The 15804-nt window shown below is 71.0% G+C and carries 15 protein-coding genes; 10 read left to right on the top strand and 5 right to left on the bottom strand.

Annotation, left to right across the window (positions count from 1 at the left end):
* Nucleotides 1-13 precede the first annotated feature (13 nt).
* Nucleotides 14-943, bottom strand: coding sequence for a rhomboid family intramembrane serine protease (locus OG306_RS09170; protein WP_266745601.1), 930 nt, complete (start codon nucleotides 941-943; stop codon nucleotides 14-16).
* Nucleotides 944-1203: 260 nt separating this feature from the next.
* Between OG306_RS09170 and OG306_RS09165 the strand changes: the two genes are divergently transcribed.
* The 5 genes from OG306_RS09165 (at nucleotide 1204) to OG306_RS09145 (ending at nucleotide 5631) form a co-directional block, all read left to right on the top strand.
* Nucleotides 1204-1767 (top strand): HutD/Ves family protein, encoded by a 564-nt coding sequence (locus OG306_RS09165; protein ID WP_327349940.1) that lies wholly within the window; start codon nucleotides 1204-1206, stop codon nucleotides 1765-1767.
* A gap of 126 nt (nucleotides 1768-1893) precedes the next feature.
* Nucleotides 1894-2394 carry a pyridoxamine 5'-phosphate oxidase family protein gene (locus OG306_RS09160; protein WP_266745599.1) on the top strand — a complete coding sequence of 167 codons (501 nt, stop codon included), beginning with the start codon at nucleotides 1894-1896 and terminating at the stop codon, nucleotides 2392-2394.
* 115 nt (nucleotides 2395-2509) lie between these two features.
* A complete protein-coding gene (locus tag OG306_RS09155; RefSeq protein ID WP_266745598.1) occupies nucleotides 2510-3121 on the top strand; it encodes a TetR/AcrR family transcriptional regulator in 612 nt (203 codons plus the stop codon).
* A 466-nt stretch (nucleotides 3122-3587) separates the two neighbouring features.
* On the top strand, nucleotides 3588-3791 hold the full coding sequence (locus OG306_RS09150) for a cold-shock protein (RefSeq protein ID WP_003969786.1): 204 nt from the start codon (nucleotides 3588-3590) through the stop codon (nucleotides 3789-3791).
* A 199-nt stretch (nucleotides 3792-3990) separates the two neighbouring features.
* Nucleotides 3991-5631, top strand: coding sequence for a DEAD/DEAH box helicase (locus OG306_RS09145; RefSeq protein ID WP_266745597.1), 1641 nt, complete (start codon nucleotides 3991-3993; stop codon nucleotides 5629-5631).
* A 100-nt stretch (nucleotides 5632-5731) separates the two neighbouring features.
* Here OG306_RS09145 and OG306_RS09140 read toward each other — a convergent pair whose 3' ends face one another.
* Nucleotides 5732-6658, bottom strand: a complete 927-nt coding sequence (locus tag OG306_RS09140; protein WP_266752130.1) for a hypothetical protein — start codon at nucleotides 6656-6658, stop codon at nucleotides 5732-5734.
* Between the two features lie 259 nt (nucleotides 6659-6917).
* Between OG306_RS09140 and OG306_RS09135 the strand changes: the two genes are divergently transcribed.
* Nucleotides 6918-7694: a S1 family peptidase gene (locus OG306_RS09135; RefSeq protein ID WP_266745596.1), complete on the top strand. Its 777-nt coding sequence runs from the start codon at nucleotides 6918-6920 to the stop codon at nucleotides 7692-7694.
* 43 nt (nucleotides 7695-7737) lie between these two features.
* Here OG306_RS09135 and OG306_RS09130 read toward each other — a convergent pair whose 3' ends face one another.
* A complete protein-coding gene (locus tag OG306_RS09130; protein WP_266745595.1) occupies nucleotides 7738-9543 on the bottom strand; it encodes a glycoside hydrolase family 35 protein in 1806 nt (601 codons plus the stop codon).
* A 232-nt stretch (nucleotides 9544-9775) separates the two neighbouring features.
* On the opposite strand from OG306_RS09130, the gene OG306_RS09125 reads away from it, so the two are divergent.
* A complete protein-coding gene (locus tag OG306_RS09125) occupies nucleotides 9776-10669 on the top strand; it encodes a helix-turn-helix domain-containing protein (protein ID WP_371666222.1) in 894 nt (297 codons plus the stop codon).
* 202 nt (nucleotides 10670-10871) lie between these two features.
* Complete coding sequence (locus OG306_RS09120; RefSeq protein WP_266745594.1) at nucleotides 10872-11201, top strand: chorismate mutase; 330 nt, start codon at nucleotides 10872-10874, stop codon at nucleotides 11199-11201.
* A gap of 103 nt (nucleotides 11202-11304) precedes the next feature.
* Here OG306_RS09120 and OG306_RS09115 read toward each other — a convergent pair whose 3' ends face one another.
* Nucleotides 11305-11859 carry a TetR/AcrR family transcriptional regulator gene (locus OG306_RS09115; RefSeq protein WP_266745593.1) on the bottom strand — a complete coding sequence of 185 codons (555 nt, stop codon included), beginning with the start codon at nucleotides 11857-11859 and terminating at the stop codon, nucleotides 11305-11307.
* Nucleotides 11852-12688, bottom strand: coding sequence for an alpha/beta fold hydrolase (locus OG306_RS09110; protein WP_266745592.1), 837 nt, complete (start codon nucleotides 12686-12688; stop codon nucleotides 11852-11854). The genes OG306_RS09115 and OG306_RS09110 overlap by 8 nt, the downstream gene beginning before the upstream one ends.
* A 38-nt stretch (nucleotides 12689-12726) precedes the next feature.
* Between OG306_RS09110 and OG306_RS09105 the strand changes: the two genes are divergently transcribed.
* On the top strand, nucleotides 12727-13053 hold the full coding sequence (locus OG306_RS09105) for a hypothetical protein (RefSeq protein ID WP_266745591.1): 327 nt from the start codon (nucleotides 12727-12729) through the stop codon (nucleotides 13051-13053).
* 124 nt (nucleotides 13054-13177) lie between these two features.
* Complete coding sequence (gene pepN / locus OG306_RS09100; RefSeq protein WP_327259380.1) at nucleotides 13178-15682, top strand: aminopeptidase N; 2505 nt, start codon at nucleotides 13178-13180, stop codon at nucleotides 15680-15682.
* Nucleotides 15683-15804: the final 122 nt, after the last annotated feature.

Below are 15804 nucleotides of genomic sequence, written 5' to 3'. Positions count from 1 at the left end.
GCCGGGGCGGTGCTCACGCACCGCCCGTCAGCGCCGACGTCTTGAGCACCACCAGCAGCACCAGCACGGCGAGCAGCACCACGCCCGCGCCCACCTGAATCGCCGTACGCTGCTTCGCCGGGGCGTACGCGTACGCGACCGTGACGACGGCCCCCGTCAGCAGCCCGCCCAAGTGGCCCTGCCACGAGGTGAATCCGGCCGAGATCAGCATCCAGATCAGGAACCCGGCCATGAACCGGTTCACCGCCTGCATGTCGCGGCCCAGACGCCGGTTGATGACGTAGAACGCCGCACCGAGACCGAAGATCGCCCCGGAGGCGCCCACCGTGCTGTCGGACGGCGCGATCAGATACACCAGGACCGAACCGCCCAGCGCGGACAGCAGATACAGCGCGAGGTAACGGGCCCGGCCCAGCTGCTCCTCGACGACCCGGCCCAGATTCCACAGCGCGTACATGTTGAAGAGGATGTGCAGCACCCCGAACGGCAGCGAGCCGAAGGACGACCCGTCCGGCGGGAGGTGCAGGAAAGCCCCGGTCAGCAGCCGGTACCACTCACCGCCCACCACACCGATCACATCGAAGCCGGGGAAGTTCCCGGCCTCGTAGACGTACTGGGCGCCGTCCGGGCCGTTCATACCCGCGCCGAGCATCGCGAACCGGTCGACGATCCCCGGGCGGACCAACTCGCCTAGATACACCAGGATGTTGAGGCCCATCAGCACGTACGTGACGAGCGGCACCGCGCTCCTGGGCACCGCGCCGCCGAACACCGTGCGCGCCTGCCGGACCGAGCGCTGCCCCTCCTTCACGCACTCCACGCAGTGGTGGCCGACGGCGGCCTCACGCATGCAGTCGGGGCAGATGAAGCGTTCGCAGCGTGTGCAGCTCACATACGTCTCGTACGACGGATGGCGAAAACAGGTGGTGACCGCGGCCTCCACGGCAGGCTCCTTCACGGTGGGCAGACACGAGCGGCCGGTGGGGGCGGCGGCGATCAAGATAGCGAACGCCGCCGTCCGGGACGGATCCGGGTGCCTTACGCTCGGTGCTCTCAGTGTTCTGACACGTCGGGGATTCGGAGAACGCGCATGGTCGGCTCGTCCGCCACCACAGGTCCGGCCATCAGCCTCCGCGAGTTCGAGGAGACCGCCCGGGACGGCAGCGTCCAGGCCCTGGCGGCCCGGGCGCAGGGGATCGGCAGGTGACGGCCCGGGTGCTGCGGGCGGCCGACCGCACGGCCACGCCCTGGAAGAACGGCGGGGGAGTCACCCGGGAGATCGCGGCGTACCCCGAGGGCGCGCCGCTGGACGCCTTCGACTGGCGGGTCAGCCTGGCCGATGTGTCCGGGGACGGGCCGTTCTCCTCGTTCCCCGGCGTCGACCGCACGCTGACCGTGGTCGAGGGCGCCGGGATGGACCTCATGGTGGGCGGCGAGCACCACATCGTCGACGAGGCGTACTGGCCGCACGAATTCCCCGGCGACCTGGAGACGTACGGCCGGCTGCTCGGCGGCCCGGTCGTGAACTTCAACGTGATGTACCGCAGGGAGCGTACGAGCGCGGAGGTCGCGGTGGTACGCGGCACCGTCCGGCTGGCGGTGCCGCAGGGCGGAGCGGTGCTGGCCGTCGCGCTGGAGGACGGTGCGGTGCTCGATGGCCAGGACGTCGCACTCGACCGCTACGACGCGTTGTTGGCGCAGGGGGAATCGCCAGGGGTGCTCCGGACCCAGGGGTGGGCCCTGGTGGTGACCCTGTCGAGGGGATGAGGCCGCCGGGCGGGCGAGCCGTCGGGCGGGCGAACCGTCGGGCGGGCGAGCCGTCGGGCGGGCGAACCTTCGGGCCGAGCGGAATTCCGGACAGGGGATGTCGGGATTCCAGAGTTCTATGGCCTCATGACATCGAGTTCCTGGAAAGAGTTCCAGTCCGCACAGCCGGCCTTCGCCGACACCGTCCAGGCCCGTTTCGGGCAGTACAAGCACCAGGTCCTGGCGACCCTGCGCAAGGACGGATCGCCACGGGTGACCGGCCTGGAGGTGTACGTCCTCTTCGGTGAACTGTGGCTCGGCATGATGCCGAACTCGCGCAAGGCGCTGGACCTGCTGCGCGATCCGCGGTTCGCGGTACAGGCCAATCCGGGACCGGACGCCGAGATGGCCGACGGCGACGTCCGGGTCTCCGGCCGCGCGGTCGAGGAGACCGACCCCGGGATCCTGGCCCGCTTCACCGAGGAGGTGAAGCCGCCGGAGCCGTTCCACCTCTTCCGCGCGGAAGTCCAGGAGGTGGTCCGGACGACGCTGGACTCCGACGAGCTGGTGGTCCAGGTGTGGCGGCCCGGAAAGCCCCTGCGCACGATCCGCCGGACCGGGGACGACAGTGCCCCGTACGAATCCTGACCTCTGCTCCTGACCTCCGCTCCTGACCTCCGCCCGAGAGGCCGGGCCGGTCCGGCCGGGCGAGCGTCCCGGGCGGGTGTCCCGGGCGGTTTCCCGGCGGGCGGAGAATGGGCGCGTGCCTAACAAGAAGAAGCCCCAGGTGACCCCTGCGCCCGAGCGCCGCCGCGAACTGCTCGACACCGCCGCCGAGGTGTTCGCCGCGCAGGGATACAACGCCACCACCGTCCGCAAGATTGCGGACGAGGCCGGGATGCTCGCGGGCAGCCTCTACTACCACTTCGATTCCAAGGAATCGATGATCGACGAGATCCTCTCGACCTTCCTCGCCGAACTCTGGGAGGGGTACGACGCGGTGCTCGCCGCCGGCCTCGGCCCCCGGGAGACCATCGAGGCGCTCGTCACCGAGTCCTTCCGGGAGATCGACCGGCACCGCGCCGCCGTCGCCATCTACCAGAAGGAGTCCAAGCACCTGGCCACCCAGCCGCGCTTCCAGTACCTCGTCGACTCCCAGCAGAAGTTCGAGAAGGTCTGGCTCGGCACGCTGGAACGCGGCGTCGCCGACCAGGCCTTCCGCGCCGACCTCGACATCCGTCTGACCTACCGCTTCGTCCGCGACACCGTCTGGGTCGCGGCGTCCTGGTACCGGCCCGGCGGACAGCACAGCCCCGAGGAGATCGCCCGCCAGTACCTCTCGATGGTCCTGGACGGCATCGCCCTGGACATCTGACCTCACGAGAAGGAGTGGCAGCGACACGTCCCAGGACGAGGCTGTGCGATCGTGCCGGGTCACCCACTCGGCGTAACCGGTCCAGAATTTGACGACGACGACGCCGCATGAGCCGGAGCCCGGACCGGCGGCCGCTACGGCCTGCGGACCGGGGCTGCCCGGCCGCGCCGACACCTGCCGCGGGAAATTTTCGGCGGCGTGTCGAGCCTGCTCCCGGCCAGTTGGCCCATGGGTCCGGGCAAAAATCTGCCGACCGGCGGCGCGGGGTGTTCCACCGCTGACCGACAGATCGTGCTACGGTTGCCGTGTTGCAGTTTTGGTACCCATGAACATTATGTGCGCCTGACGGGAATGCTTCCTCAGGCGCATTATTGTTTTCCGGCTTTCTCCGGATGGGGCTCAATGCGGCGACTTGGAATTCGTAAAGTGCGGATTTCCGGCACTGCACCTCTTTTAGGAGAATGACATGGCTACTGGAACCGTGAAGTGGTTCAACTCGGAAAAGGGCTTCGGCTTCATCGAGCAGGACGGCGGCGGCGCCGACGTCTTCGCCCACTACTCCAACATCGCCACCTCGGGCTTCCGTGAGCTCCAGGAGGGCCAGAAGGTCTCCTTCGACGTCACGCAGGGCCAGAAGGGCCCGCAGGCGGAGAACATCGTCCCGGCCTAATTGCCGGACGCGTACCTCGCAGCCGGGGCCCGCACCGTGAAGGTGCGGGTCCCGGCTTGTGCTGTCCACGGGACAGGGCGAAGAAGCACCGCCCGTCCCGCGGAGGTCCCCAGCACCCCCTCAGTAGTCCCCAGCAGTCCCAAGCAGTTCCCAGGAATCCCTAGGAATCCTCAGGAATCCCCCAGGAGGGCAATTCCGTATGACCCGCTCCGAACGCCAGGACCGACCCGCCCGCAACCGCCCGTCGAGGGGGCGCGGCACGGCCCCGGCAATGGCAACCGCTAAGGGTTCCGGCAAGGGATCCGGCAAGGCGTCGCCCCGTCGCAGGGCCACGCCGCCGCAGGGCGAATTCGCCCTGCCCGAAACCATGACCCCCGCACTGCCCGCCGTCGAGGCGTTCGCCGAGCTGGACATGCCCGCAGCCCTGCTGAAGACCCTTGCCGCGCAGGGCGTCACCGATCCGTTCCCGATCCAGGGCGCCACCCTGCCGAACTCGCTCGCCGGCCGGGACATCCTCGGCCGCGGCCGCACCGGCTCCGGCAAGACCCTCGCCTTCGGCCTCGCGCTGCTGGCCCGTACCGGCGGACGGCGCGCCGAGCCGCGCGCCCCGCTCGCGCTCGTCCTCGTGCCGACCCGCGAGCTCGCCCAGCAGGTCACCGACGCGCTGACGCCGTACGCCACGGCCGTGAACCTGCGCCTGGCCACCGTCGTCGGCGGCATGTCGATCAGCAAGCAGTCCGGCACGCTGCGCCGCGGCGCCGAGGTGCTCGTCGCCACTCCGGGCCGGCTGAAGGACCTCATCGAGCGTGGCGACTGCCGCCTCGACCAGGTCGCCATCACCGTCCTCGACGAGGCCGACCAGATGGCCGACATGGGCTTCATGCCGCAGGTCGTCGCGCTGCTCAAGCAGGTCGAGCCGGACGGTCAGCGGATGCTGTTCTCCGCGACGCTCGACAAGAACATCGACCGCCTGGTCAAGATGTTCCTGACGGACCCGGTCGTGCACTCGGTGGACCCGTCCGCGGGCGCGGTCACCACGATGGAGCACCATGTGCTGCACGTGGCCGACGAGACCGACAAGAAGGCCGTCGCCACCCGGATCGCCGCCCGTGACGGCCGGGTGATCATGTTCGTGGACACCAAGCGTGGCGCCGACCGCTTCGCCAAGCGGCTGCTGGCCAGCGGTGTACGGGCCGCCGCCCTGCACGGCGGGCGCTCGCAGCCGCAGCGCAACCGGACGCTGGACCAGTTCAAGAACGGTCAGGTCACCGCGCTCGTGGCGACGAACGTGGCGGCGCGCGGCATCCACGTCGACGACCTCGACCTGGTCGTGAACGTGGACCCGCCGACCGATCACAAGGACTATCTCCACCGCGGCGGGCGCACGGCGCGTGCCGGGGAGTCCGGCAGCGTCGTCACCCTGGTGCTGCCCGAGGAGAAGCGGGAGATGACCCGGCTGATGGCCGATGCGGGCATCGCCCCGCGGACCACCCGGATCAAGTCCAGCGACGAGGAGCTCACCCGGATCACCGGGGCCCGTGAGCCGTCCGGCGTCGCGATCGTCATCGAGGTCCCGCAGCCGACCCAGCCGAAGGCGCGTACCCGGTCGGGCGGGGCGGCGGCCGGTGGCTCCGCCTTCCGCTCGGGCAGCCGCGGCCGGGGCCGGCGCGGTGGTGCCGGACAGGGCGGCGGCGCCGAGGGCCGGGGCGCGGGCGGTTCTTCCCGTGGCGCCGGTGCGGGCGGTGGCCGTGGCGGCGGTGAGGCGCGTGGTGCCGGGGCCGGGCGTTCCGGGGCCGGACGCGGTGGTGCGGCGGCGGGACGTGGCCGCAGGGCCGCGTAGCGTCGCGGACCGAGTGCGGTGACCGGGCGGCCCCCCGTCCGGTCACCGCGCGGTCCTCAGCCCCCGGGCGGCTGGTTCCGGAGTGGAGCCCCCGGTTGTTTCAGGTGGTGCAGTCCAGGACGGTCCGGCACAGTCCGCACCGGGCCCGAACCCGGCCGCGCACCGGAACGCGGATGCGCTGGTGGCAGGTGGGGCAGGCGAAGGAGACCCGGAGCCCTTGCGGGCCGTTCTCGAAGGCGTACGGGGCGTCGGAGCCCTGGGCCGCCCCCGTGGCCGGGTGGTCCTGGGCGTGCCGCCGGTCCTTGGCGTAGCGGTGCCGGCCCGCCCAGCCCGCGGCCGTGAGGGGCGGCAGCCGGGTGTCGTGGAGGGCCTGGGCGCGGCCTTTGGCGTAGGCCGTGTACGCCTGCGGGCTCGTGAACCACGGGGAGGGATCCTCGTCGAAGGCGAACGCCCGCTTGGCGAGGACGTATCCGAACTCCTCCGGGGTGAGATAGCCGAGCTTCTGGCTGGAGACGGCGTCCTCGCGGAACGCGTCCAGCAGCAGCCAGCCCGCGCCCAGGTACGTCGTCGCCGTGTCGGTGAGGATCTCGTTGTCGCGCGTACCGGGGAACTCCAGGCCCAGGCGGTGCAGCAGCACATGCGTGATTTCATGCGAGAGCGCGGCGCCGATGTCCCTGCGATGGGTGCGGAAGCGGTCGTTGAGTTCGATGAAGTACTCGGGTCCCGCGGCGAGTTCGACACCGGCGGCGTGTTCCATCGTCCGGAAGCCGACGATCATCCGGGCGTCCGGCAGATGCAGGTGCTGGACGATGGCGCGCGCCACCCGCTGGGCGCCGAGGTGCAGATCGTCCTGGTCGCAGAAGGCCGCGTCGGCGGGCGTCAGGCTCGTGGCGTAGCCGCGGACACCGTCGTACGACAGCCTCCGGTACAGCGCCGTGATCGCGGACCGGACGGTGTCGAGGTGGGGGAAGCCATGGACCACCGGGCCGCCGCCCCGGCCGTTGCCCTGGCTGTTGTCCCGGCCGATCCCCCGGCCGCTCCTCCGGCTGTTGTCCGGCACGTCCCCACCCCCTCCGTGACGCTCGAACCGGGCTCCACTGTAGCCGGAGCGTTAGGGATGATCTTGGCTGAAAAGTGAATCTTGTGGGCCGCGTGACCGCGTTCCGATAATCCGAACCATGTGTTTGTCGGGAGCATGACCATCGGGTGCGGCTCTGCCCGTGTCCGGCCCCCGGCGAGGGCACGTACACCCCCCACAAGAACCCCCCACGAAAGAAGGCAGTCCGTTGAAGCAGCTTCTGCGTGCGGTGAAAAGATGCTCCGTCATAGCCGCCGTGGTCCTCGCGGCCGTCAGCCTCCAGCCCGCCGGAGCCTCCGCGGCCCCCACCCCGGTCGTCGGCGGAACCCGCGCCGCCCAGGGCGAATTCCCGTTCATGGTCCGGCTGTCGATGGGCTGCGGCGGTGCCCTCTACGCCAAGGACATCGTCCTCACCGCCGCGCACTGCGTGGACGGCTCCGGCAACAACACCTCCATCACCGCCACCGCGGGCGTCGTCGACCTGCAGTCCGCCGATGCGATCAAGGTCAAGTCCACCAAGGTCCTCCAGGCCCCCGGCTACAACGGCGCGGGCAAGGACTGGGCACTGATCAAGCTCGCCAAGCCCATCGACCTGCCGACCCTGAAGATCGCCACCAGCACCACGTACAACAACGGCACCTTCACCATCGCCGGCTGGGGCGCCGCCACCGAGGGCGGCGGCCAGCAGCGCCATCTGCTGAAGGCCACCGTGCCGTTCGTCTCCGACGCCGACTGCCAGGCCGCCTACGGCAGCGATCTCATCCCCGGTGAGGAGATCTGCGCCGGGCTGATCGACACCGGTGGCGTGGACACCTGCCAGGGTGACTCCGGCGGCCCCATGTTCCGCAAGGACAACGCCGGAGCCTGGATCCAGGTGGGCATCGTCAGCTGGGGCCAGGGCTGCGCCGAGCCCGGCTACCCGGGTGTGTACAGCGAGGTCTCGACGTTCGCCGCCGCCATCGCCTCCGCGGCGTCGACGCTCTGACCCCGGTCCCCGGTACCGGCTCCTGCCACGGCCGGTGTCCGGCTCACACCTGAACCTCCCCGGGGGTGCCCGTCCGGACGGGCACCCCCGGGCCCAGCTCGGCGTACGGCGCGCCCGCGTCCTCCAGTTCCAGCACCCACACCTCGTTGGTGCCCTCCCGCAGCACCGGCCCCGGCACGTACAGCGTCCGTTGCGGCCCCGCCGACCAGTAGCGTCCCAGGCAGAAGCCGTTCACCCACACGAACCCGCGCGTCCAGCCCGGCAGTTCGAGCCCCGCATGCCCGGTGCCGGCCACCCCCGCGGCCTCGAACTCCCCCCGGAACAGCCCCGGACGCCCGGCCCCCTCGACGCTCCCGAAAGCCACTGCGGCCAGCGCGTCCGGCTCCTCGAACGCCTCCAGCCGCAGCGCCCGGGCCCGTACACCGTGCAGGAACTGCCGTTCGTGCTGCACCCCGCCCGTGATCCCCTTGGGCTCACCGAGCCGCGGCCCGTAGTTGACGCGGCCCAGGGACTCCACCCACAGCTCGACCTCCGCAGGCCCGGCCACCGGCTCGTCCAGAGTGCTGTTCTCCTCGCTCAGCACACCCTCGCGGACACCGTCCACGTACACCACGGCCCGGTCCCGGAGCCCCGCCACACCCAGGGTGTACGGGCGGCGCGGACCCGGCACCGCGACCTGATAGCGCACCAGGCCCCGGTCGACCCCCAGCTCCTCGAAGGTCGGCGGAACGCCGGACGGCGCCGATTCCTCATCGCCCAGCGCCTCCAGTACGGCGGTCAGCGGAGCCCAGCCCGTCAGCTCCGCCCGTACCGGAGCGGCAAGACCGACGGGCTCGGGAGGAAGCTCCGGAAGCGGCCCGTCCGCGTACTCGGCGAGCACCTTGCGGAACTGCCGGAACTTCTCCGTGGGGCGGCCGTACTCGTCGATCGGCGCGTCGTAGTCGTACGACGTCACCGTCGGCTGGAAGTCCCCGTCCTGCAGCGGACCGGACCGGTTGGCCCCCGCCCACCCGGCGAAGTTCGTGCCCCCGTGCGCCATGTAGATGTTCACCGAGGCCCCGCACTCCAGGATCTCCCGCAGCGAGTCGGTGGCCCGCTCCGGATCGTGCACGACCGGCTCGGCACCCCAGTGCTCGAACCATCCGCACCAGAACTCCATGCACATCAGCGGCCCCTTCGGCTGATGGCGGCGCAGCACCTCGAACGCCTCCCGCGCACCCGACCCGAAGTTCGCCGTGGCGAGCAGCCCCGGCACGGAACCGCCCGTGAGCATGTGGTCCTCCGGCCCGTCGGAGGTGAACAGCGGCACGGTCACCCCGCGCTCCCGCAGCATCCCGGCCACCCGCCGGAGATAGACCTGATCGGTGCCGTAGCTCCCGTACTCGTTCTCCGCCTGGACCATGATCACCGGGCCGCCGCGCCCGATCTGCCGCTGCACCACCTGCGGCAGCAGCGCCGTGAACCACCGCTCCACGGCACCCAGGTACTCCTCGTCACGCGTCCGCACCCGCCGTCCGAACCGCCCCGTCACCCAGGCCGGCAGACCACCGTTCTCCCATTCGGCACAGATGTACGGGCCCGGGCGGACGATCGCCCACAGCCCGGCCCGCTGCGCCGCGTCCAGGAACCGGCCCAGCGCCGCCACGTCCCGGAACCGGCCGGGCCGCGGCTCATGGAGATTCCACGGAACATACGTCTCGACGCAGTTGAGACCCATGGCGCGCAGCATCGACAGCCGGTGGTCCCACTGCGCCTCGTGGACCCGGAAGTAGTGCAGGGCTCCCGACAGCAGCCGTACGGGCTTCCCGTCGAGCCGGAAGTGGTCGTCCCCCACGGTGAAGTCAGCCATTGTGCTCGTACTCTCCTGTGCGTGCGGTCCCCCGGAGCCGCGCGGCCCCGGGTCGCACGACGGCACGCACCACGGAGCGGGCGAACCCGGGAGGAATGTTGCAACCAACCTTCGTCCCCTGGCGTGCGGCCGGTCCATGGACAAAGATCACTGCTGTTTGGACACAATTGTTCGGACCAATGCGATGAAGATGAAAATGAAGATGAAGATGAAAGGGGAGGAAGAACGGCCGATGTACCACACCTGGATGCGCTTCTTCACCCCCAGCCCGCTCCACCACCGGCTGGGCCTCGTCTGCCTCGGCGTGGGCCTGCAGCACGGCGCCCTGCCGACGGTCGGCCCGCGCACCCTGGACCACCACGTGGCCGTCGTCATCAACTCCGGCAGCGGCTGGTTCAGCGGCACGGACGGCCGCCGGGTCCCCGTCGTCGCCCCCAGCCTGATCTGGCTGACCCCCGGCACCCCGCACCACTACGGCGCCGACCCCGGCACCGGCTGGGACGAGAGCTTCGTCGACTTCACCGGCCCCGCCACCGCCACGTACACCGAACTCGGCTACATCGAGCCCGACCGCCCGCTCGTCCCGCTCGCCGACACGGCCGGCCCCCGGGCCGCGGTGGGGCGGATGGTGCGGGCGGCCCGGCGTGGCAACCCGCTGCTGGAGGTGGAGACCGGTGCCGCCGTCCACGAACTCCTCGTCGCCCTGCGCCGGGCCCGCGCCGATGTCAGCCCCGACGGCGACCCGGTTCTCCAGGCCCTCGCCCGCGACGCCTTCCAGCCGCTGTCCGTCGCCGAACACGCGGCCCGGCACGGCATGACACCCGCCGAACTGCGCACGGTGGTACGGCGGGGCGCGGGCTGCAGCCCCAAGGACTACCTCCTCGGCATCCGGCTCGGCCGCGCCAAGGAGCTCCTCGCCGCCACCGACCTGCCGGTCGCCGCGGTCGCCCGACGCGTCGGCTACGACGACCCGGCGTACTTCTCCCGCCTCTTCGCCGGCCGGGTGGGCGCCGCCCCGGTCCGGTTCCGCGAACAGCAGGGCCGCAACGTCCCGGGCGGCTGGAGCGACCAGGTCCCGGACCCGGATCACCCACCGACGATCAGCCCCCTGGGCCCGGCCCTCTGAGCGGCTCGCCCCTCGCCGGCCGGGCTAACGGCCTCGCCCGCGATAGAGAGCGGGCTCCCGGCGTCATGCGACTCCGCCTCCGGCGTTGTCGTCGGTCAACGACGCTCCGCGTCGCTTCCCTCCTCCGCCTTGGATTCGAAGCCGCATGACGCCGCTCGCTGATCCGCCCTCTATCGCGGGCGAGGCCGTAAGCTCGCTGACCATGACCACGAGGGACATCGACGAGTCCGTGAGCGCGGAACTGAACCGGCTGCGCGAGAGCATCGACAACATTGACGCCGCTGTCGTCCATATGCTCGCCGAGCGCTTCAAGTGCACCCAGCAGGTCGGCCACCTCAAGGCCGCCCACCAACTGCCCCCGGCCGACCCGGCCCGCGAGAGCCGGCAGATCGCCCGGCTGAGGCAGCTGGCGGAGAGCGCGCACCTGGACCCGGCCTTCGCGGAGAAGCTGCTGAACTTCATCGTGGCGGAGGTCATCCGCCATCACGAGCGGATCGCGGAGGAGTCGGCGACGAACGGGGAGACGTCGTGAGCGCCGTGGGGCGGCTCCGGGGGATCACCCCTGCCGACCTCGGTCGCCGCGGACGACGCGGCCCCGCGAGGTGTTCGGCCGGTGGTCCCTCATCACTGGCTGATCAGCGAGGTGCACGCAGGCCCGTGATCACCATGTGGATCAGCAGGTCGTAGCTCTCGTCCAGTTTCTCCGGCAGTCCGAAGGCGCCCTCGGTCTCCAGAACCGCGAAGCCGTGGACGGCCGCTCGCAGGCAGCGGGCCGCGTGAATCGCCGCGGAGTCGGCCATTCCATAGGCGCGGAAGGCGGCGAGCATGATGTTGATCAGTCGCGCCCCGGCCTCGGCCGTGTGCGGCTCGGGTGTCTGGACGAGTGCCGAGTAGCGGTGCGGGTGGCGCAGCGCGTAGTGCCGCCAGGCCACCATGAGCGCGCGGATCGCCTCGTCGGCGGAGCGCCCCAGCACGGCCTCGCCGGCCTGGTCCGCGATCTCGTTCATGATGCGCGCCGACATGAGGTCGCGCAGTTCGGCCAGGTTGCGCACGTGCTTGTAGAGGGACGGGGTGGCGACGCCCGCCCGGTCGGCCACCGCCGACAGGGTCAGAGCGGCGGGGCCCTTCTCGTCGATGGCCAGCAGTGCGACATCGACGACAGCATCCGTGGTGAGCGCTGCCCTAGCCACGCGCGCCCACCTTGAGGAAGGCCAGGACGGCCGCGGCGACCTCGTCCGGGAACTGGACGTGTGCGTAGTGACCGGCTCCCTCGATCATCACGAGCCGGCCGAGCCCTGCGGGCATCTCGGCCACGATGCCCTCGCCCTCGGCCCCGGGGTCGGCCCAGTCGGGGTCGAGCGTGCCCTCGATGACCAGGGCGGGGCACCGGATGGCGCCGAGACACGCACCGGCATCCGTGGGCACGGACATGCCCATCCTGCTGACGACGGCCATCCGGCCCGGCCTGCGCAGGTCGGCCTCCAGAGCGGCGACATGGCCGGCGTAACCAGCGGGCTTGACGCCCGGGTAGGCGTGGTCGAGGTAGCGCTTCCACAGCCCGACGCTGCGCAGCAGGCCGGCGCCCATCAGCAGGCTCATGCCTTTGCGGTAGCGGGCGTGGGACAGCAGGGAGCGCGGGCTGACCTTCTGCGCGCGGGTGAACGGGCTGATCTCCACGACGGCGCTGACCAGTTCGGGCTCCTGGGCCGCCGCGATGGTGGCGGCGCCGCCGGCGAAGGAGTGGCCCACGATGACGGCGGGGCCGCCCAGGTGCCGGATCACGGCGAGGAGGTCGGCCGCCGCGTCGGTGCGGGTGTAGGACGCCCAGCCGGTGCTGGACTCACCGTGACCGCGCTGGTCCACGCAGGCGACCCGCCATCCGGCCGCCACGAACCGGGCGGCCGTGTCCCGGTAGGCCGCTCTGTTGTCGCCCATGCCGTGGGCGAGCACAATCAGCGGGCCCTCGCCGGTCACGTCGTACGCCAGCTGCCCGCCGTCGATCGTCAAGAACTCGGTCATGTCCACCCTCCGGGCTAATGAATGTAGCCTTTAAGCTAATGTCATTAGCCGCTCGCGTCAACCGGCGCTCCGCAGCGTGCACGCCGCCTCCCTCGCCCGACGTCGAAGAGGCCGCCACCGCCGGCGCACACGCCGCCCAGGACGCCACCCGACGCCTCCGCACCCGGCTGCTCCATCACGTCGCCGACCTCGTCGAACCCGACGCCGACCGGCTCTGCGCACTTCCGACCGCCGACACCGGCAAGGGCCGTACCGACACCCGCACCCCCGTAGCCGGTGCGTCCGGAACCTTCCCGCCGCACCGCCGCACCGGAGACCGCCGAGAACGCGATCAGCCCGTCCCGCGGCCCGTAACGTCGCCATGAGCGTCCGACACCCCGAACCGGTACCGCCCGGAACCCCGAGCGGACTCCGCGGGCCGTCCGTCGCCGATCAGCCGTTGGCAGAACCCGCCTGCGCCCCGCCCACCCCGTACGGCAGCATGGACGCATGTCCGTACTGACGCGCGACGAAGCGCAGACCCGAGCCCAATTCCTCGACGTACACCGGTACACGATCGACCTCGATCTGACCGGAGGGGAGGAGACCTTCGACTCCCGTACCGTCATCCGGTTCACCGCAGCCACGGCCGGAGACACGTTCGTCGAGCTCAAGCCGGCCACCCTGCACTCGATCAGCCTCGACGGACAGCCCCTCGACCCCGCCGACCTCACCGAGAACCGCTTCCCGCTCACCGCACTCACCACCGGCGCACACGAACTGCGCATCGACGCCGCCATGCGCTACTCCCGCACCGGCGAAGGCATGCACCGCTTCACCGACCCGACCGACGGCGAAACATACGTCTACACCCAACTGTTCATGGAGGACGTCCAGCGCGTCTTCGCCGCCTTCGACCAGCCCGACCTCAAGTCCGTCTTCGAGCTCACCGTCACCGCCCCCGACGGCTGGACCGTCCTCGGCAACGGCATCGCCGAGCACCGGGCCGACGGCCGCTGGACCCTGGCCGCGACCCCGCCGATCTCCACCTACCTCGTCGCCGTCGCCGCGGGCCCCTGGCACTCCGTGACCACCGAACACGCCGGACTGCCCTTCGGCATCCACTGCCGCCGCTCGCTCGCCCCGTACCTCGACACGGACGCCGACGAGATCCTCGACATCACCCGCGCCTGCTTCGACCGCTTCCACGAGAAGTTCGACGAGCCCTACCCCTTCGACTCCTACGACCAGGCCTTCGTACCCGAGTTCAACGCCGGCGCCATGGAAAACCCCGGACTCGTCACCTTCCGCGACGAGTTCATCTACCGCTCCGCCGTCACCGACACCGAACGCCAGACCCGCGGCATGGTCATCGCCCACGAAATGGCCCACATGTGGTTCGGCGACCTCGTCACCCTCGCCTGGTGGGACGACATCTGGCTCAACGAGTCCTTCGCCGAGTACATGGGCTACCAGACCCTCGCCGAAGCCACCCGCTTCACCGACACCTGGGTCGACTTCGGCGTCGCCCGCAAGGGCTGGGGATACGACGCCGACCAGCGCCCCTCCACCCACCCCGTCGCCCCCGACCCGGCCGCCGTCCCCGACACCGCGTCCGCCATGCTCAACTTCGACGGCATCTCCTACGCCAAGGGCGCATCCGCCCTGCGCCAACTCGTCGCCTGGCTCGGCGAGAAGGACTTCCTGGCCGGCATCAACACCCACTTCGCCCGCCACAAGTTCGCCAACGCCACCCTCGCCGACTTCATCGACAACCTCGCATCGGCCACCGACCGCGACGTCCACGCCTGGGCCGACGCCTGGCTGCGCACCACCGGAGTCGACACCCTCACCCCCCACATCGAAGAATCCGACAGCACGTGGTCCCTCACCGTCGACCACAACGGCAGCCGCCCCCACCGCATCGCCGTAGGCGCGTACGACCACACCCCCGACACCCACCTCGACCCCGACCGCCTCGTCCCGCGCGACCGGTTCGAGATCGACGTCCCCCACAACGGCACCACCGAAGCACTGTCCGGACGCCGCCCCGCCCTCGTCGTCCTCAACGACGGCGACCTCAGCTACGCCAAGGTCCGCCTCGACCCCACATCCTGGGAAACCGCCGTACGCCACCTCTCCGGCATCCCCGACGCACTGACCCGCGCCGTCATCTGGAACACCGCCCGAGACATGGTCCGCGACGGCGAACTCACCCCCACCGTCTACCTCGAAGCGGCCCGCGCACACCTCCCGCACGAGACCGACCTCGCCCTCGCCCAGGGCGTACTCGCCTTCGCCGGCATCCACATCGCCGACCACTACCTCACCCCCGAGCACCGACCCGCCGCCCTCGCCACCCTCACCGCACTGTGCCGCGACCTCATCCGCCGCACCGAGGACGGCCACAACCCCGGCCTCCGCCTCATCGCCGTACGCCACCTCATCGACGCCGCCACCCAGCCCGACACCATCCACGACTGGCTCACCAACGGCACCGTCCCCGGCGGACCCGAACTCGACCCCGAACTGCGCTGGCGCATCCTCACCCGCCTCGCCGTCCTCGGCGCCACCGACGAAACCACCATCGCCGCCGAACTCGAACACGACCCCAGCGCCACCGGACAGCAAGGCGCCGCCCGCTGCCGCGCCGCCCTCCCCACCCCCGAGGCCAAGGCCGCCGCCTGGCACGCCCTGTTCAACGACGACAGCCTCTCCAACTACCTCTTCACCGCCACCGCCCAAGGCTTCTGGCAACCCGAACAGGCCGACCTCGTACGGGCCTACGTGCCCCGCTACTACCCCGAGGCGACCCGGCTCGCCGCCCGCCGCGGCCCCGCCATCGCCGAAGCCGCCGGCCGCTACGCATTCCCCGCACACGCCATCGACGCGGAAAGCCTCCACCTCGGCGAACAGGCCCTGAACGACAAGGACCTCACCCCGGCCCTCCGCCGCAAACTCATCGACCAGATCGACGACCTGCGCCGCACCCTCGCCGTACGCAACGCCCACTGACCCACACGGCCCGCACCACCCGTACGGGCCCCGAAGCAAAGTCCGCACCACCCGTGCCCGACGCCACCCCCACCACACAGGGAGGCGCCGGGCACACCCATATCCGGCGCCACACCCATACC

The organism is Streptomyces sp. NBC_01241 (genome assembly GCF_041435435.1).
In the GTDB taxonomy this organism is placed as follows: domain Bacteria; phylum Actinomycetota; class Actinomycetes; order Streptomycetales; family Streptomycetaceae; genus Streptomyces.
The sequence above is the reverse complement of the archived record's forward strand: the minus strand, read 5'-3'. Positions and strand labels throughout refer to the sequence as shown.